Genomic DNA, 18,710 nt, shown 5'->3' on the forward strand with positions numbered 1-18,710 from the left:
CTGTGCATTCTGAGGGTTTTCATACTTCTTTCAATAAAAAAATGTTTAACCAGTACACTTCCTGCACACAATAGAACTATCGTAAGCTCCGCGAATGTGCAGGAGCGAAGGAGGCAGCATTATGGCCAAAAGTGATGAGTTGGTAAAATACATTACCCAGCGTGTTGTTCATTATATTGATACGCCGAAGGATGAGCGGAAAGGTCGCACCAAAAGGAAAGAGCCGTGGACGATGAAGTGGTTTGGTATGATTCCATTCGCTGTATCCCTGTGGGTGGGGAAAAAGGAAAAAGAATTCGATACACAGTCTCATAAACGAAGTTCTTCGGGTAAAGGGTGACTATCCCTTATCTATTTCACTAATGTAAAACCAAAAGACGCAATCCCTTCATAGAAATGGGAAGGCGTCTTTTTTGTTGTGGATGTTTATTGTTTTAACGTTATCTGAATGATCTCTAGAGTTAGCTGATGGTCAAGGCTTTACGATGTAAAATTCACCGTCTTGTTGCAATGTGCTCAAAGGGACAAAGCGTTGAATGGATGATTCTCCGCCTAATGCTACATATAGAATGGACTCTCCTTCCTGATCTGTATGCCATAGCTGATAACCGCTAACAGGTAGAGGACCGCCGTACACAACGTTACGATCACCCGCTGAGAAAACAATTTTTTGCTTCTCCCCGTGTTGTATCACATCTTGTGCCCGGTCGGCCGCAACAGGCTTGGATGTAATCCATAACAGATTATCAGCCGGATTGAAGACTGGTCGCAGTTGAAGTGGATCGACTGAACCAGATGGAGCTGTGGATAGATGAGTTATGCTCGCAGAGACTTGTTTGGAATCAGCCTCCAGCAGGTTCAGGAACTCTGAAGGTAGTACATCTCCGTTCGTAGCATCAATATAAAGTGCAGGATGGTTAGGCTGTTCCACTTTCCAATAAGCCAGCAGGGGAAGAGCATAACCAAGATGAAGCTCTCCTCCGCCAGCAAGTAATGCCTTAAGGTTCATATGTTGTCGATCCAAGGCTTGTCCAAGAAGTTCATTGTTGTATGGTGACTGTTCTCCATGACCATATTCACTAAGCATCACCTGACCCTGCTCTGTGACTGTAATAATCATATATCCGATAGGTTTGCCTTCAAACTCAGCTTGTACGAGCCAGCTATGTGTACCCGGCCCCAGAGGGTAGAAGTCGAGTTCGGCATTCTTCCAATGTGCTTCGGCGTTAGCTGTACCAAGGGCAACAGCTTGTTGCTCTGCAAACCGTTGTACAGCAGTGGGAGCTAATTTCTCATTCTGGGATGCATGATGTTTGGTACTATATTCTGTTGAAGATACGCGGGATAGTGAAGACGTTTTTTGTTCCTCTGCATTGGCTATCGACCAAAAAGAGAACAGGGCAAGACAACTGAGCAAGCCCAGGGTCATACAGGTTGTTTTCCGAACGTTGTTCCAACACGTATGAAAGAATCGTTTCAAATTTACACCTACTTTTCATTTATCCGTTGCCTGAGCCGGTCCTAGTTTCATTCTAGGGGACGGGCTATGCAAAGGTTGCCGCAACCTGTCGGGCAGCTGATCATGAATAAACACTACTTTTGCCAGCATTTGCAGGAAAAGTAGTGTCTTCGTCTATCTTAAGTGAAACATGCCGCTGTTAATCGCAGTCACTTTCACTTTGGGTTCGTATTGCCAGATCATCTCGGTCCGGCGTGTCTCGTATTGCAGTTTCATGGCTTCGCGATCGATAACCGCCTGTTTGGCTTTCTCTTCTTCAGCGTCTGTCTCGGTTTCGATCGGCACAACGGCCTCTGCGGCCAGTTCCATATCTGTTCCAATGGGTTTAGCGTTAGTTATATCCAGAACTTTTTTCAGAGATACAGCTGACGTGCGGTTAGAATGGACACTCTCCACGCCTGAGGCTATGTTACCCGGGGGTTCTACTTCAGGTGTATCTTCCCGGAGTACTGCTTCGTAATAGGTATCCAACACGTCCAGCTCCAAATCAAGTCGCTCTTGGGCTTTCTCAGCCCAGCTATAATCGAGTTCCAGCAAGCGGTTCGTCAAATGAGATTCCAAAGCAGCTCCGGCATCAAATAACGAAACTTTAGCTGTCTGCACATGCATGTTCTCCGCCAGCCGTGGACTGAGATCACGTCGGTTCAGCTTGGTGCCGAATTTTTCTATAATTTCACCCGAGCGAAGGGAGATGCCAAGAAAATGCAATTCCTCCCGTTTCAAATCACAGGCGAATTCCACCTTGAAACACACACCAAGCCAAGGCTCATATATGGCTGGCGCTGTAGCGCGCAATTGACGTTTGGCAGCCTGCTCGAACAGGTTGACAAAGGCACCGCCTTCACGGGCTGCGCCAAAAATCTGTTGGAGCCTGCGACTGCCGTACACCACTTCTTCACGCAATATCCTTCCTGGTCCCAGTAGTGGCATGGATGGAGTAATGCCGAAATAACGGCCCAGAATGGTTTCTTTCGGTGGCTCGCCTTGAGGACTGCCGTTGGTTGCGCCATTCGGTTGAGCAGGGTCAGGTGATGCTTGCACTGTTTTGGCTTCGGCTGCTTCAATGGCCTGCTGATAACTGTCAGGATCGAATATAAATGTAAAGGACATCGTCTCAGCGGGTGCTCCGGTTCGCTCCACGAACCCCCAATAATAGGGGCGATTGGTCAACGCTTTGTCTGCCTCAGGCGAAAGTTTAACAGTAACATGGGCAGGCGAACGCTCCATAATCTGACAATCGAGTGCTTCCAGATAGGTGAGAACATAAGCCTGCACTTCATGGGGAGTCATGGTCATGGGTCAGCTACCTCCTTTACGAAGATCTAACAACCCGGAGAGGGCAGGGCCTTCATCGGCAACCTCGCGTTGAATGGAGTTCAGCGATTGTCCAAGTGAATCCATTTTACGGCGAATATCTTCATCATTTTGTGATTCCAACATGATTTTGTACAAACTTTTCTCAATGGACTCCTTCTTCTCCAGCCGTTCCAGAATGACATCCAGCCCGCCGATCACCATCTCAAACATATTGATCTTCTCATGCAGCAGATTCAGAATATGTTCCTCAATCGTTCCGGTCGTGGATAGGTTGAAAATGTTCACATCATTTTGCTGTCCCAACCGGTGTACCCGACCGATCCGCTGCTCTACCCGCATAGGGTTCCAAGGCAGATCAAAGTTGATCATATGATGGCAAAATTGCAGATTAATGCCCTCGCCACCCGCTTCGGTTGCAATCATAGCCTGCACACGCCCTCGGAAGAGATCCATCATCCAGTCTTTTTTACCTCGATTCATGCCACCCCGATAAGGTACAGCCGTAAGCCCGTTGTTCCGGAAATAGTTTAGCAGATACTCCTGCGTGGCCCGGTATTCGGTGAAGATAATTACTTTTTCATTCATGTTCCGAATCAGTTCCATTGTTTTCTCGGCTTTGGTATTTTCCTTGATCGCTTTAATATGGGCCACGAGTTCCCAAATCTTGTCCCGTAGGGGAGAGTCCAACGGAAGTTTCTTCGACAGATTAACCAGTGTCACGAATACAGCATCCCGACTGCTGCACACTTCACGCTGTAATGTAACAAGGGAGAGCATGCTGCTCAGATTGCCGCCAGCTTCCTGGTACTGGTCTTTTACAAAGGAAGTCACGCCATCATAAAGCGCCTGTTCTTCGGGCGATAGTTGCAGATTCACGTTGGAGACGTTCCGTTTGGTAAATTGAACGGGGCCTTCGCCGCGACGGTTACGAATCATGACTTTGGATAACTCGTTCTTAAGCTGTTCCTGATTTTTCGGAACCCGTTTGTCTACAACAAAGTTGGTCGCAAAGTCACCCTGACGACCCAGTTGACCGGGCTTCAGCAGATTGATCAGATTGAACAATTCACTCATATCGTTCTGCACAGGTGTAGCTGTGAGCAGCAGACAATACTTTTTGCGCAATTTCAGCATGAATTGATAGTTGGTTGTTTTCTTGTTTTTGAGTTTATGAGCCTCGTCAATAATAATCATGTCGTAATCGGTATTCAGCAGCATATCTTTATGCGGATCACGTTTGGCTGTATCCATGGAAGCAACCACCACCTCATTTTGCCAGGAATAAGCCTTTTTTTGGGCAATGGCAGGGATGCCAAACTTCGAATTCAACTCCCGTACCCATTGAAGCACAAGAGACGCCGGCACGAGAATGAGTACTTTGGATACGAGACCTCGAACCATATATTCTTTCAGAATGAGACCGGCTTCAATGGTTTTGCCAAGACCCACCTCATCGGCGAGAATGGCCCGGCCTGACATTTCAAATAATACTCTGCGAGCAGTGTCCATCTGGTGAGGAAGTGGAGTGAGGCCTTGCAGATGCTTCAAACACTGGATCTCGTCAAAATTGGGAATCAGATTGGTTTCTTCGGCTTGAATGCCCAGTTGAAAGAGTCGGTAATCTCCCCAAGGGCCTCCTTTATCCAATCGTGATTCCAACTGATTGATCCAGCTTCGATCAAATTCCAGTGGAACGGGCAGCTCGGCTACAGGTTGATTCGTGTGGTGCGGGTTTTTCCGGTTCATGATGCTTCCTCCCCTGCCATACGTGATGACGTTTTATTCGTAGGTAATAGTATGGACGAATGAGAGTCAGTTCATAACTATATAAGTTGAACTACAGTTTATTTGCATGAACACTACGATGACAGAACAACCTTCCAATCGCTGTTATCCCCAGATTTCTTTGATTCCCTTTTCTGGAGGGGGAAATCCGGGGATAGCGTATGCTTTCGATGCAGCTTTCTTTCAGAAAGCTTTTAGGCGAACACTTCGCTTTTTCAGGTTTTTTCTGTGCCAAAAAATTCACAGATGTCGTATTCGTGCGTATGAGGGTGTGTGAAGAAGCTTGTCCGAGTATGGGGAGTCTATGCAGATGGACTATGATAAAAGTCGCATGGAAAAATCAATATATGGTGTATTATACTTATTTCATATCACTATATGTGGTGTTTGATCATAATTTACTCTTATAGTGAAAATGTAGCCTTATTCCGGGGAGGTTGAACGTAGCGATGAAATCAAACCAACGATCGTACCAATTAGAAGGACTCAGCGAAAAAATATTTCTGGACCGATACGCCTGGAAGGACGCTGATCCAAATCATGCCCAGGTCGGAGATGTGGTATTGGTATTAACCAAGGATGATCCCAAATTCCCAACCAAGGAAGTGGGCGAAATCATAGAACGTCAGGGCCAGCTTGTACAAGTTAGGACTCGAAGCGGAGAGATCATCGAGACAAACGTGGAGAAACTGACACTTAATATAGAAAAAACACCGGAAGAGATGTGGGACCGTCTTGCCACAGCCATGGCTTCTGTTGAATCGACAGCAGATCAGCGGGCAATGTGGGAGTCCAAGTTCCGCTCGGTGTTGGAAGATTGGAAGTTAGTACCCGGAGGGCGCATTGCTGCGGGCGCAGGGGCAAGCGATGAGTTGACACTCTTCAATTGTTATGTCATTCCGTCTCCGCAGGACAGTCGGGGTGGCATCATGAAGACCTTGACCGAGATGACGGAAATTATGGCACGGGGGGGAGGTGTGGGCATTAATTTGTCCTCATTGCGTCCTCGCCGAGCAGTGGTGAAAGGAGTCAACGGATCATCCAGCGGTTCCGTATCGTGGGGCGGACTGTTCAGTTATACGACGGGACTGATTGAACAGGGCGGAAGCCGCCGGGGTGCGCTCATGCTCATGATGAATGACTGGCATCCGGATGTGCTTGATTTTATTACCGTGAAACAAACGATGGGTCAGGTGACCAATGCCAATCTGTCGGTATGTGTGAGCAACGCATTTATGGAGGCTGTCAAGCAGGACGGAGATTGGGATTTGGTTTTCCCTGATACGAACGATCCAGACTACGACACCGAGTGGAACGGGGATATGCAGCAATGGAAAGCCGCAGGTCATGCGGTTGTGCACTATCGTACACTGAAGGCGCGTGAAATCTGGCATACCATTATTGAATCAGCCTGGAAATCGGCAGAGCCTGGTGTGGTATTCATGGAGTACTATAACCAGATGTCCAACAGCTGGTACTTTAACCCGATCATCTGTACTAATCCTTGCGCGGAACAAGGCCTGCCTGGTTGGGGTGTATGTAATCTGTCTGCAATCAATCTGTCCAAATTCTACGATGAAACGAATGATGATGTGGCATGGGATGAACTGGCGGAAACCACTCGCATCTCGGCTAGATTTTTGGACAATGTCATCGATGCAACACCATATCATTTTGAGGAAAACAGACTGAATCAGCAGCGTGAACGCCGGGTTGGACTTGGCACCATGGGACTGGCAGAGCTGATGATTAAGCTGCGTATTCGATACGGGAGTCCTGAATCCCTTGCATTTCTGGATAAACTGTATGGATTCATGGCGAAGGAGGCCTATCTGGCATCGGCAGAGATTGCAGCAGAGAAGGGAGCTTTCCCAGCATTCGAAGCTGAACCGTATTTACAGAGTGGTTTCATGAAAAACATGGTTGCGACGTACCCTGAAGTGGGAGAGGCGATTCGTAAACAGGGCATTCGAAATGTCACACTGATCACACAGGCACCAACGGGAAGTACAGGTACGATGGTGGGCACATCAACAGGTATTGAGCCGTATTTCGCCTTCAAGTATTTCCGGCAAAGCCGTCTGGGTTATGATGAACAGTTCGTACCAATCGCACAAGATTGGCTGGATGAACATCCGGGTGAAGCTTTACCAGACTATTATGTGACGGCGATGGATCTGTCGGCTGAGAATCATATCCGCGTGCAGGCTGCGATTCAGCAATGGGTGGATAGCTCCATTTCGAAGACGGCCAACTGTCCGGCTGATTTTACAGTGGAGGATACGGCAGAACTATACGAATTGGCCTTCGACCTCGGCTGCAAGGGAGTAACGATATACCGCGATGGTAGCAGGGATGTGCAGGTGTTGTCCACGTCGAAGAAGGAAGAGACTCATACGGAAGATCAGAACACTGTGGAAGCAGGAGAGAAGGCTGTCGTATCTGCAACAGATAACTCGAATAATATCGCAGGGCACGCAGGTGTTAAAGCGTTCGGTAACGAGGTTGATGGTGATACTCTTTCTTCTGATTCAACCCCTTCGTCTGCCACAGTGCTGGATAAACAATATCGAAGCCGCCCACAGGTACTTCGTGGTGCGACATACAAAATCAATACACCATTCGGAATGGCTTACATTACGATCAATGATCTGGAGGGAACGCCGGGTGAAATCTTCCTGAACGTGGGCAAAGCGGGATCGGACGTGTTCGCCATGGCTGAGGCACTCGGTCGGGTATGCTCACTGTTTCTGCGATACGGAGATCATGGGCACAAGGTGGAACTGTTGATCAAACATCTCAAGGGAATTGGTGGTTCGGGCGCGATTGGCTTCGGAGCTAATCGGGTCGAATCAATTGCTGATGCAGTCGCCAAAGCATTGGAAAGTCATGTACAGAGCAATGTGCAGGAGAATGAAATTGGAGCATCAAAAGAACAGAACCAAGTGAAGAGTGCTTATCCACAAGTGGAGGATCAAAAATCCTTTACCGAATCGAGAGATTTATGTCCTTCATGCGGCTCGGCATCCCTGATGAATGTTGAAGGGTGCAAAACATGCAGCAATTGTGGGTACAGTAAGTGCAATTAAATATCTTTTGATAAAAGGGAAAAAGAAAAGGCACTCCTGACTCCATCATGAAGTCAGGAATGCCTTTTTGTCATTTAACTAACTAACACCATTCATGACAACAATCTGCAAGTGATTGCAATTCATTAAATAAAACGCCGGCATGGTAGCCGTCGCACACGGCGTGATGTAACTGAATGGATAAGGGAAGATAAACTTTATCGTTCTGTTGAACATATTTTCCCATCGTGAAGATAGGCAATAAATAGGTTCCTTCATTGTAGATATTCAGATTAAATCCCGTAAAGTTCACCCAGGGAATACTGGAAACGGGAAATGTATTCGGCGGTTCATGGGGTTTGGCAACAAATAACTTGTGATCTTTATAATTCTTCATATCTTCCAGATAACGATTGTGGAACGTCTCGAAATCTTCATGGAATGTCGTCCAGATCGTCGAGAATCGTTTGTCGTCCTCATGAAAAATCGTATAGCTCGGAGACATTTCGTCCCAGTAACCCAATCTGCCCTCTGCATCAAAACTGGTTCGAAATTCTCTGTGTGCATTAACAACCGAAGAGATCATATAAATAAGAGCCGGATAGAATTTCAATCCTTTAAGCTTGAGTTCGGTACTCAATAGCGTGATATCCAGATTGGCAGTTATGCTGTAGGTACATCTGACCTGATTCAAGTAGTGGTCAAAGTATGGTTTTCGATCCCACTGATCTAACACGATTGGATTAAACATAAGTTATAACCTCCTAAATTAAAATAATGCCTTCATTTAGGAGGTGTATTTGACTGATTTGACCATATCCTATCACATTCCCGGTATCATATTTTTAGAAATTGATCCATCTCAGTATAACATGACACTGAATGTGTTGCTTATAGCGAAATCCTCTGCAAAGCGCTTTTTCAACCTGTTTCTTTATTTTATAATTAAAGTTGTCTTTATAACGAAGAAGAGAGGGGATTAGATGCGTCAGCCAATAGAAGAACCCAAATTTTATTCTTATCCTGGAATGGTAGCGGTGGTGACTTCACGTCATGAGGGAGTCCAGAATGTGATGGCGTCCGGATGGCATACATACATCGGATCGTCTCCAGACGTATATGGCATCTCCCTTCGTAAGGAAACATACTCCTATGAACTCATCGAGAAGAGTGGCGTATTCGGTGTTCATTTCCTACCAGCTCATCGATCGGAGTGGATTCAAGCAGCAGGAACGTTCAGTGGAAGAGATACGGATAAATTCACAAGATTCGGCATTCCGTATGAGGAAGGAATCAAGGTAAGTGTCCCCATTTTGACAGACGCTTATTTTGCTTATGAATGCAAGGTTATGGATATTACGACATATGGTGATCATGAATGGATTGCAGGTGAAGTGTTGCAGCGATATCAGGATCAGGAGTACTTTTTGGAGAATGGCATGGTCAATCTGGAGAAGTTGCAAATCCCAATGTACACAGGGCGCTCATCATACCGGATCATGGATGCGAGGGCGGAAGAAAAGAATCACCCGTTCCACCTCTAGGGTCCTAGGCAAGAAGAAGCAATTATGAGCAAAACTTTCAATCCGGTCTGACATAGGTTTATAATGGATAGTGGCTGCTGAGCAAGTCGGCAGCCTTTTGTCATGAATACAATTGTTTCAATGAACGGTTATGTGGGTATGCTGGTTTGCGCAAGCGGGACAGGTAATTTTATCCACTCGATGAAAAGTACTATATTTAACGACAAATTTAGAGTATGATTTTACAGCTATATGAGCTGGCAGGAAAGGTTACATCGGTTTAATCGTTTGTTATTATTCCTGTAAAGTATGGGGCTTATTTCGGGCGTATAATGCTAAACGTGAACTCTCGAATCAATATAGCATCATCGGATAGTGCTTCGAACAGAAGCTGTTCTTATGTTGTAAATGAAAGATGGAAGGTGCAATACGTATGTTAATGACAACCAGAACGATCAGGAGTTCCTTTATGCCCCCAACACCAATGTTGTTGACTCATAGTAACAAGGAGGGGCATGCATGTCACAAACGCATAATAACAAGCGACATATGAATGGATTGGATGGCTTGCGAGCCATCGCTGTACTTGCGGTAATCGCGTATCATCTGAATTTGGATTTTATTCCGGGTGGACTGCTCGGTGTAGGTATATTCTTTGTTCTCTCGGGATATCTAATTACCGATATTCTCGTGTCACAGTGGCAGGAACATGGACGCATTTCACTCGGTGATTTTTGGGTAAGACGGGTAAGGCGTTTGCTTCCAGGCATGCTGACCATGACAGCTGTGGTGATGATCTGGTTGGCCTGTACAGATCCGTCCCGGCTTGCTGCGCTTCGTGGTGACATCGTTTCGGGTGTATTATACATAAGCAATTGGTGGTATATCTTTCACAACGTTTCCTATTTCGAAAGTTTTGGCCCTCCATCACCGTTTGGACATTTCTGGTCACTGGCTGTGGAAGAGCAATTTTATCTCATATGGCCTCTTCTGCTGATCGCAGCAATCGTCGTGTTCAAAAGAAAGGGATGGCTGGTCGTCTTCATTGTCGTCACAGCTGAATTGTCTGCTGGCGCAATGGCCATTATGTATAATCCGGATCTGGACCCAAGCCGTGTATATTATGGAACAGACACACGGGCATTCGCACTTCTTGCTGGTGCTGCTCTTGCCGTGGTGTGGCCTAGTCGCAAGTTATCGAACTCCCTGCCTGGCATGAATCGGCTTGTGCTCGATGTGTCGGGACTTGCTGCACTCGTTTTATTAATCTACATGATGCTGAACAGCAGTGAATATGATCCGTTTCTATACCAAGGGGGCATGGTGCTTCAGGCTATCGCAACAACGTTGCTGGTAGCGGTATTGGCTCACCCATCGTCTTTCCTGGCACGTATCATTGGAGCGAAGCCATTACGCTGGATCGGAGAGCGATCCTACGGATTATATCTGTGGCATTATCCTGTCATTATGTTAACCAATCCCGCGGTGGATACGGGAGGAGCACATCCTGTACGAATCATTTTACAGGTTGCTGTAACGGTTATACTGGCCTCACTGTCCCTTAAATATATTGAAAATCCGATTCGGTACAATGGATTCCGTGATTCTTGGTTCCGATTATGGGGAAGAGGGCGGTCATCGATCGGTATACGTAACGTATGGTGGAAGCGGGCAGGTCTGTTGATGACGATTCTGCTGTTGTCCTATACGGTATCTCAGATGATGGTCTCACATGCAGCGAACTCCGACTCCCATTCGGTATCGATGTCCAACACATTGAATGGTGAGAATTCCGTAGCGGAGGAACAGGGGCAGGATGTGTTGCCAGCTATTACAGGAACGTCAGGCTCTGGCCAAAAGAACGATGCTCATACCCATAAACCGGAAGCAGGAACGAAAGATGATCCGGGGAGAAATGAGAAGCCAACAGGAGAGTCTGCTCCAGACTCAAAACCTGACGACCAAGACAATTCAGTGAATCCTGGCAAGGACGGTCAGTCTGAAGATACGCCGGTTGATGACTTCGTGACTAACGAGAATGATACACCGGATGACGCCGGAGCAAATCAATCCGATAATACAGATCATGCGGATGATACACCTGATTCATCTCAGGACAATGAAGAAACGGCTCCTCCTGCCAAAGATGGCAAGGTTCATTATACCGTCATTGGAGATTCAGTGATTTTGGATGCCAAACCGTATCTGGAACAAAATATATCGGGAGTGTACGTGGACGGACATGTCGGCCGTCAGATGTGGCAGGCAGGCGATGTATTGGAAGGCCTGAAGCAAAACAACCAAATGGGCAGCAAAGTGGTGCTGGAGCTCGGGACGAATGGTTCCTTTAACTCCAAAAACTTAAATGCTGTGCTTGATTATCTGAAGGATGAGGATCAGGTGTATCTGGTTACTGTGCGCGTACCTCGTCCGTGGGAACGAACGGTGAACAGGGCGTTGAATGAGGCTGCATCCAACTACAGCAATGTCTCGTTGATTGACTGGAACAGTGCAAGTGAGGGACATGACGAATATTTTGAAAAAGACGGTGTACACCTCACTACGCAAGGATCGGAAGCTTTTGCAGAACTGGTGAAGGACAGTATTCAATAACATGCAATCCATTTCATACGATTTAGCACTTATTCATTATATATAGCCTGGGGTGAAGCTACCGACGGCTGTAACAAGAAAGAGCTCTCATTGTGAGGGCTCTTTCTTGTTATGTCATGAACAATACGTCAACAAATTAAGTTCCAAACAGGGGAACCGATATTTTTCACCCCTGCATCCGTGGATCGTCACCTTACGGTATGATAGCGTTAACATTTACAATAAGTGTATTCAAATCGCCGAGGGGGAATATAGAGATGTTGAAAAAATGGCTTTCGGGTTTCCTGGCAATAACGTTGTTCTCCATTATTCTTGCTGGCTGTGCTGGCGGGGACACTTCAGAAGGAGGCAACGGCAATGACAAAGTAACCGTCACGCTCTGGCACAACTGGACCGGACAGGATGCAAAGGCGGTTGCCATGCGCCAAATTATTGAAGATTTTCGTGCGGCGCATCCAGATATTGAAGTCGTGGATGAAGGCCTGCCGACAGATGGTCTCAAAACCCGGCTTCGCACGGTGGCAGCTGCCAACGAAATGCCAGACCTGTTTGTGATGTGGCCGGATGCCATGACCAAGGAATTTGTAAAAGGGGATCTGTTACAGCCCATTAATACAGAGCTCGACGCAAAGCCGGAGTGGAAAGATAATTTCATCCCGAATGCACTGGACGGTTACACCGTGGACGGGAATATCTACTCCGTGCCCATGAATCTGGCACCGAGTTCCTTCATCTATTACAATGAAGCTCTTTTCAAGCAGTATAACGTGAAAGTGCCTGAGACCTGGGCGGAGTTGGAACAGGCAATTGCTACGTTTAATGAAAATAAAGTCATTCCCATGGCACTTGGCAACAAAGCTAACTGGGTAGCACAATCGACGATATTCAGTACACTGGCTGACCGGATCACCGGTACAGACTGGTTCCTGAAAGCAACAGCACAAGATGGTGCAAGTTTTACCGATCCGCAATTTATTGAAGCCCTGAACAAGATGCAAGAGCTTGGCAACACCAAAGCATTTCAGGATGGTTTCAACAGTATTGATGAGACACAGATGATGCAGCTTTATTTCCAAGGCAAGGCAGCGATGGTTATGAACGGCGGATGGGCCTTGGCAAATCTGGTGAATAATGCACCTGAAGAGGTATTGAACAACACCCATATTACGATTCTCCCTCCAGTAGATGGTGGTAAGGGCGAGCCAAGAACCACATCTGGTGTTGTAGGAACCGGGTTGGGTGTAAGCAAAAAGCTGAGCGGTGCACAAAAAGAGGCAGCGATGGAACTGTTCTACGCGCTGGCAGGACCTGATGGTCAGAAGGCCACATTGGATAGCAGCACATTGGTGAGTTACAAGATTGATCTGGATAAAACCAAGGCGCATCCATTGTTCGTTGAATTATATGATCTGATGCAGGAAGTGAAGATTACGCCGGTATACGATTCCAAGCTGGGATCGGCAACGGTTGAGGTTATTAATAATGCGTTGCAAGAGTTGCTCATGGGTGGTAAGGCTGAAGACATTGCAGCCAAAATTCAGGCAGCTCAAGCCAATGCAGTTAGTCAGTAATTAAGCGTCAAGCTAGGCTAAAACCCCTTCCCGGCAGGGGAGGGGTCTTTAAGTATGAAAGGGGAGTGAACAGATGAACGCACTGCGAAGTCGGCGTTTTATTATGCTGGGGCTGGCCCCGGCAGTCATCATCTATGCATTGTTTGTATTTGTACCGGTCGTATGGTCGGCATACTACGGTTTCTTCAATTGGTCCGGCATCGGCGCATCCAAATATATTGGTATGGATAATTACGTGGAGATCTGGCATGATCCTGTGTTTTGGCGGGCGCTGAAAAATAACGTTATTTTTGTGTTGGCATCGGTATTTGGACAAATTCCGTTAGCACTGATGCTCGCGGTCATCCTGCATAAAAGCAATCCATTACAGCGGTTTCTGCGTTCAGCCGTATTTCTGCCGATGGTATTATCCACTGTCGTTATCGGTATGATCTGGCAGTATATCTATCATCCGCAGATCGGGATATTGAACTTCCTGCTTGATGCACTGGGACTGGAGAGTTGGAAGCTGCAATGGCTTTCCGATGACAAGATTGCCATTTTCTCATTGGTACCGCCGCTGCTCTGGAGCTTTGTGGGGTTGTATCTGATTATCTTCATCTCGGCACTACAGAATATTCCTGGCGAGATTCATGATGCAGCCAAAATAGACGGTGCTTCAGGCATCCGTAAGTTGATATCCGTCTCTTTGCCCATGATCTGGGGTACGGTTCAGGTTGCGATCATTCTATGTATTTCGGGTAGTCTGAAATCATTCGATCTGGTCTACATCATGACTAAAGGTGGTCCGGCACATGCAACAGAGCTTCTCGCAACGTACATGTACAATTCAACCTTTACAACATACCGTTATGGTTTCGGTAGTGCGATCTCAACAACCATTGTGCTGATCTCCCTGCTACTTATTGGAACAAGCCAGTGGGCGACCAGTCGCAAACGAAAAGAGAATCAATAGAGAGGAGGGGCTATCATGCAAGTAACACCTGTATCCATGCCATCACCACGAAGTGGCTCGGGGCATCCGATCCGCCGCCTTCGCAGCGGAATTGTTTGGACGCTGCTAACGGTCTATGGTATTTTAACATTGTATCCGTTCTACTGGCTCGTGATTAGTGCGTTCAAAACAAATGAAGATTTCTATAGCAGGCCCTTTGGTCTGCCGGAAAACTGGAATGTTGCCAACTTCAGCAATGCTTGGGAAAGCTCCAGGCTGGGGACTGCTTTTGGCAATTCACTCATCGTATCGGTGGGATCACTTATTCTGACGCTGTTTATTGCAGCGCTGGCTTCATTCATTCTGGCTCGTTTCCAGTTTCGGTGGAAAGGGTTAATCATGACCTTCTTTGTTATTGGCATGCTCATTCCGATCCATAGTACACTTGTCCCCTTATTTATTTTAATGAAACAGATGTCCTTGCTGAATACGTACTGGGCATTAATATTACCTTATACGGCTTTTGCATTGCCTACCGCTATTTTCGTGCTTACTGCTTATCTGACAAGTGTTCCACGTGATATTGAAGAGGCAGCATTTATTGATGGAACAGGGCTGTGGGGGCTGTTTACCCGGATCATGCTGCCCATGTCCGTACCTGCATTGTCTACGGTTACAATTCTGAGTTTCCTGCATGCGTGGAATGACTTTTCATTTGCGCTTGTGTTCATTAACAAAACGGGATTGAAAACGTTACCTCTGGCCATTGCGAACTTTGCGGACGGGTATCAAACCGACTACGGTTTAACCCTTGCAGCCATGACACTGTCGGTCATTCCAACCATTATCTTGTATCTCATATTCCAGGAACAGGTGATGAAAGGCATGACAGCCGGAGCTGTCAAAGGATAAGCGAAAGCGCATCCAGAGGAGGAGAAACGTTTGGCACGCTGGCTCACATCTTCGTTACAAAGAAAGCTATCGGTCGTCGTGACGGCTTCAATGATTGTGCCATTGCTGGTTTTGGGTCTGTTCGCCTTTCTGATCTCTTCCCGCATTACAGAGCAAAAAACAAAACTGTCCGGCATGGATACACTGAAACAAGTCGAAGCGAATCTTCGTTATATGCTGCAGGATGCGGAGAACCTGTCCATTTTCCTGATTGGAGAACGGGATATTCAGCACTATCTTAGTCAAAATGAGGACCATGAGCTGGACCGGGTGGATATCCTGGGCAGGATGACCAATCTGGCCGCTTCCAAAAAATATATCGCCAACATTGCCATATACCCTGGACGTTTTGATGCCACACTGTCGACCGCTACCTGGTATGAATCCAGTGGATCCAACCTGTCGTACCCCTCAGTTCCAAGCGGTGAAGCAGTCAAACAATGGACCGGGGTATACCCGGTGCAGAATTACGCGGGTATACAAAATGTGATCACGTTGGTTCGGCCGATTCGCAGTATCCATGATTATCGGCCGATCGGTTGGTTAGCCATTAGTCTGGATGAGAAGGCCATATCCAAGGGATGGGCCGCTCTGGGATTAGGCAGAGGGGAAGGCAGACTGGAACTCATCGGCAGTTCTGGAGAGATTCTGTCTTCAATGGACAAATCCCGGCTTGGACTTAAGCTGGAGGATGTCGATCCAAGGGTCACAACGTTGATTCAAGATGGCGGTAGCGGAACCACCACGTATGGTAGTGGTGAGGATAAACGGACGCTGCTTTATTATCCGGAAGAATTAACGGGCTGGACGTTGGTTGGAACCGTCCCATATGACCAGTACAAGTCCGAGAATCGGTATATCCTTATTCTAACCGGGTGTGCCGTTGCCATGTCTGCTGCGATCAGTGCAGGCTTGGTCTGGTTTACTGTGCGGCGTGTGACGAGGCCGCTTCGTGTGCTTACCCGACATCTGTCCCGTATTGATCCGGAACGACCTCTTCCGCTGTTTCGATCTGAAAGTGATGATGAGATCGGCAAGCTTGGGGAGAGTTACAATCTGCTCGGTGCACATATTCAGTTATTGAAGGAAGAGGTTATTCGTGGTGAAGCTCGCAAAAAAGAGGCGGATCTTCGGGTGCTTCAGGCGCAGATTAATCCGCACTTCCTGTATAACACGCTCTCTTCCATTCACTGGATTGCCTTGATGTCTGAAGAGAAGCGGATCGCGGATATGGTTGAGGGTCTGAGTGATTTTCTACGCATCAGCTTAAACAATGGTCATGATTATTATCCCGTGGAACAGGAGATTGCACATATTCGCCATTATGTGCGTGTGCAGTCGATTCGTTTCCCTGATCAATTTGTGTTGCATTATATCGTAGATCCAGCGCTTGAGAAACGAATGATGCTGAAACTGTTGCTGCAACCGCTCGTTGAGAATGCCATGATTCATGGCATTCAGCCCAAAACAGGCGTGGGTACCATCACCATAATGATTCGTAAGGACCCGGATAATGAGCTGATGAATGTGCTGGTACTGGATGATGGTGTCGGCATGGAGCCGGACAGGCTGGAGCAATTAAGGATAAGTATTAGGGAATGGAAAGGAAAACAGCCGGAAAAACAGCTAAACCAAGGTGGTTATGGACTCTGCAATGTGAATGAGAGGCTTCTGCTCCATTATGGAGCGGATGCACAGCTTGAAATAGACAGCAGGGTTGGGGGAGGTACCCGGATTTCGTTTTCCATTCCAATCTTGGAGGGTTCGCCATGAGACTATTAATTGTTGATGATGAAGTGATTATCCGTACAGGGCTTGCCAGCGTTATCGCTTGGCATGAACTCGGAATTGAACTTCTTCGACCGGCTGCCTCGGCAGAGGAGGCGTTAACACGCATAGCTGAGGAACGTCCACATATCCTGATGACGGATATTCGGATGACAGGCAGATCAGGGCTGGAACTGGCAGAAGAGGGCCTGCGATTGCTACCTGAGCTGGAGGTTATTATTTTGTCCGGATACGATGACTTTTCTTATGCGCAGCAAGCGATTCGCCAAGGTGTCACAGATTATCTGCTCAAAACAAGCAAGCCGGAAGAGATCATCAAAACCGTATTACAGGCCAAACAGCGCATCACGGAACGTTGGGCAGAGAAGTCCAGAGAGGGACAGCTTATGCGGGAGAATCGAGAGCGGTTATTTGCCGGGTGGATCATTGATGGTGACACCGCTTCGGGCCAGTTCCCTTCATTTTTACGGTCTGATGCTGGACTTGAGACGGCGGTTGATGGCTTTGATGATAAACAGATCCTCAGACAAGTCATTGTTCTTCGAGCAGAGGGTTGGGATCGATTCTCGGATGCGCTATTACGATTTGCGGTGCAGAATACCCTTGAGGATATGCTGCCTGGCGCCATTGCTCATGTAGAGAAACAGCACATTATTTGTGTAGTTTCATGCCCGCCTGTAGATCAGGAATATCCGTTCACGTTCAGGCTGGAGAGTGCATTGCGTCGAGTGGAGCAGTTACTAAAATGCACCCTGCGCGCAGCGGTAGGTCTGCCTGTGCGTGGATATGCAGAACTGCACGAAAGCTACAGGACGGCTTCAGCCGCATTCCGCTATCGGGGATTGATGGATGATAAAGTATGGCATTATGAGCATGTTCAGGATCGCCAAGGTGGTAAAGCTGTACTCACGCACGAAGAGGAGACCACACTTGGCACATTATTGCTGGATAATGATTCAGTCACGTTAACGACATGGACGCGAGAACTTGTGGCTAGTCTTATTGCTGAACCGGAGGTCACGCCAGAATCGTTCAGTGCTTGTCTGCACTCAGCAGTCATTGCAGGTCATCGCTGGCTTACTCGCACAATGCGAGCCACAGGACGTGAAGAAACCGCAAGACTCGAACCCTGGATGATGGAACCGGATGCCGAACCTGTAGATCTGGGGGATATGTTGTTTCAGCATCTGTATGGTCTGATGCATGTCTATCATAGTCGAATGGGTCAGGGACAGGCAGCCCATGTGCAAAAGGCTATTGGTTATATTGAATCATCATTGGCACAGGATATTAATTTACAGCTGGTAGCTGGACATGTCCACTTGCATCCCGGTCACCTCAGTGAACTGTTCAAAAAAGAAATGGGTGTGACCTTCGGTGATTTTGTCACCGATATGCGTATCCGAAGAGCGATGGATATGCTCGCCGTGTCTCCAGCGAAGGTCAGTGAAGTCGCTGCCATTAGCGGCTACGAAGACGTGAAATATTTTAGCAGACTGTTCAAAAAACATACCGGCAAGACCCCGAGTGAATATCGCGAGGAGGCAATGTCGTTTAAGCCTTCGGGAAGTTAGAGATGAGCAGATTAGGAAACATGTCTTGCCTTTCTGCAAACGTTTTCGATATGGTATTACTCAGGGT

General features: G+C 47.2%; 13 protein-coding genes. 9 read left to right on the forward strand and 4 right to left on the reverse strand.

Going from position 1 to position 18,710, the window contains the following annotated elements; all coding sequences use genetic code 11:
• Positions 1-121 precede the first annotated feature (121 nt).
• Entirely contained in the window at positions 122-340 is a 219-nt protein-coding gene (locus ABTV53_RS09715) for a YqzE family protein (protein ID WP_433752584.1), read from the forward strand.
• Positions 341-472: 132 nt separating this feature from the next.
• Here ABTV53_RS09715 and ABTV53_RS09720 read toward each other — a convergent pair whose 3' ends face one another.
• The 3 genes from ABTV53_RS09720 to ABTV53_RS09730 all read right to left on the reverse strand — a co-directional run bounded on the left by ABTV53_RS09720 (position 473) and on the right by ABTV53_RS09730 (position 4,582).
• Positions 473-1,429, reverse strand: coding sequence for a hypothetical protein (locus ABTV53_RS09720; protein WP_433752585.1), 957 nt, complete (start codon positions 1,427-1,429; stop codon positions 473-475).
• Positions 1,430-1,633: 204 nt separating this feature from the next.
• Positions 1,634-2,815: a YqhG family protein gene (locus tag ABTV53_RS09725; protein ID WP_433752586.1), complete on the reverse strand. Its 1,182-nt coding sequence runs from the start codon at positions 2,813-2,815 to the stop codon at positions 1,634-1,636.
• Positions 2,816-2,818: 3 nt separating this feature from the next.
• The gene (locus ABTV53_RS09730) at positions 2,819-4,582 is read right to left on the reverse strand and encodes a DEAD/DEAH box helicase (protein WP_433752588.1); all 1,764 of its coding nucleotides are present in this window, start codon (positions 4,580-4,582) and stop codon (positions 2,819-2,821) included.
• Between the two features lie 488 nt (positions 4,583-5,070).
• Between ABTV53_RS09730 and ABTV53_RS09735 the strand changes: the two genes are divergently transcribed.
• Positions 5,071-7,710, forward strand: a complete 2,640-nt coding sequence (locus tag ABTV53_RS09735) for an adenosylcobalamin-dependent ribonucleoside-diphosphate reductase (protein WP_433752590.1) — start codon at positions 5,071-5,073, stop codon at positions 7,708-7,710.
• Between the two features lie 82 nt (positions 7,711-7,792).
• On the opposite strand, the gene catA is transcribed toward ABTV53_RS09735, so the two are convergent.
• Complete coding sequence (gene catA / locus ABTV53_RS09740) at positions 7,793-8,440, reverse strand: type A chloramphenicol O-acetyltransferase (RefSeq protein ID WP_433752591.1); 648 nt, start codon at positions 8,438-8,440, stop codon at positions 7,793-7,795.
• Between the two features lie 232 nt (positions 8,441-8,672).
• Between catA and ABTV53_RS09745 the strand changes: the two genes are divergently transcribed.
• From ABTV53_RS09745 to ABTV53_RS09775, 7 genes are all read left to right on the forward strand, one after another.
• A complete protein-coding gene (locus ABTV53_RS09745; RefSeq protein ID WP_433752593.1) occupies positions 8,673-9,233 on the forward strand; it encodes a flavin reductase family protein in 561 nt (186 codons plus the stop codon).
• A 498-nt stretch (positions 9,234-9,731) separates the two neighbouring features.
• Positions 9,732-11,825 carry an acyltransferase family protein gene (locus ABTV53_RS09750; RefSeq protein WP_433752595.1) on the forward strand — a complete coding sequence of 698 codons (2,094 nt, stop codon included), beginning with the start codon at positions 9,732-9,734 and terminating at the stop codon, positions 11,823-11,825.
• Positions 11,826-12,082: 257 nt separating this feature from the next.
• Entirely contained in the window at positions 12,083-13,396 is a 1,314-nt protein-coding gene (locus ABTV53_RS09755) for an extracellular solute-binding protein (protein WP_433752597.1), read from the forward strand.
• A gap of 73 nt (positions 13,397-13,469) precedes the next feature.
• On the forward strand, positions 13,470-14,351 hold the full coding sequence (locus ABTV53_RS09760; RefSeq protein ID WP_421897055.1) for a carbohydrate ABC transporter permease: 882 nt from the start codon (positions 13,470-13,472) through the stop codon (positions 14,349-14,351).
• A gap of 15 nt (positions 14,352-14,366) precedes the next feature.
• Positions 14,367-15,242, forward strand: a complete 876-nt coding sequence (locus tag ABTV53_RS09765; protein ID WP_421897052.1) for a carbohydrate ABC transporter permease — start codon at positions 14,367-14,369, stop codon at positions 15,240-15,242.
• A gap of 30 nt (positions 15,243-15,272) precedes the next feature.
• The gene (locus ABTV53_RS09770; protein WP_433752600.1) at positions 15,273-17,054 is read left to right on the forward strand and encodes a cache domain-containing sensor histidine kinase; all 1,782 of its coding nucleotides are present in this window, start codon (positions 15,273-15,275) and stop codon (positions 17,052-17,054) included.
• A complete protein-coding gene (locus tag ABTV53_RS09775; RefSeq protein WP_433752602.1) occupies positions 17,051-18,643 on the forward strand; it encodes a helix-turn-helix domain-containing protein in 1,593 nt (530 codons plus the stop codon). Before ABTV53_RS09770 ends, ABTV53_RS09775 begins: the two co-directional genes overlap by 4 nt.
• Positions 18,644-18,710: the final 67 nt, after the last annotated feature.

It is taken from the genome of Paenibacillus amylolyticus (assembly GCF_050990605.1).
Classification (GTDB): Bacteria; Bacillota; Bacilli; order Paenibacillales; family Paenibacillaceae; genus Paenibacillus; species Paenibacillus amylolyticus_H.

Coding starts and splice junctions, on each gene's coding strand:
- ABTV53_RS09715 (WP_433752584.1), top strand. CDS start 122: ATGGCCAAAAGTGATGAGTTGGTAAAATACATTACCCAGCGTGTTGTT.
- ABTV53_RS09720 (WP_433752585.1), bottom strand. CDS start 1,429: ATGACCCTGGGCTTGCTCAGTTGTCTTGCCCTGTTCTCTTTTTGGTCG.
- ABTV53_RS09725 (WP_433752586.1), bottom strand. CDS start 2,815: ATGACCATGACTCCCCATGAAGTGCAGGCTTATGTTCTCACCTATCTG.
- ABTV53_RS09730 (WP_433752588.1), bottom strand. CDS start 4,582: ATGAACCGGAAAAACCCGCACCACACGAATCAACCTGTAGCCGAGCTG.
- ABTV53_RS09735 (WP_433752590.1), top strand. CDS start 5,071: ATGAAATCAAACCAACGATCGTACCAATTAGAAGGACTCAGCGAAAAA.
- catA (WP_433752591.1), bottom strand. CDS start 8,440: ATGTTTAATCCAATCGTGTTAGATCAGTGGGATCGAAAACCATACTTT.
- ABTV53_RS09745 (WP_433752593.1), top strand. CDS start 8,673: ATGCGTCAGCCAATAGAAGAACCCAAATTTTATTCTTATCCTGGAATG.
- ABTV53_RS09750 (WP_433752595.1), top strand. CDS start 9,732: ATGTCACAAACGCATAATAACAAGCGACATATGAATGGATTGGATGGC.
- ABTV53_RS09755 (WP_433752597.1), top strand. CDS start 12,083: ATGTTGAAAAAATGGCTTTCGGGTTTCCTGGCAATAACGTTGTTCTCC.
- ABTV53_RS09760 (WP_421897055.1), top strand. CDS start 13,470: ATGAACGCACTGCGAAGTCGGCGTTTTATTATGCTGGGGCTGGCCCCG.
- ABTV53_RS09765 (WP_421897052.1), top strand. CDS start 14,367: ATGCAAGTAACACCTGTATCCATGCCATCACCACGAAGTGGCTCGGGG.
- ABTV53_RS09775 (WP_433752602.1), top strand. CDS start 17,051: ATGAGACTATTAATTGTTGATGATGAAGTGATTATCCGTACAGGGCTT.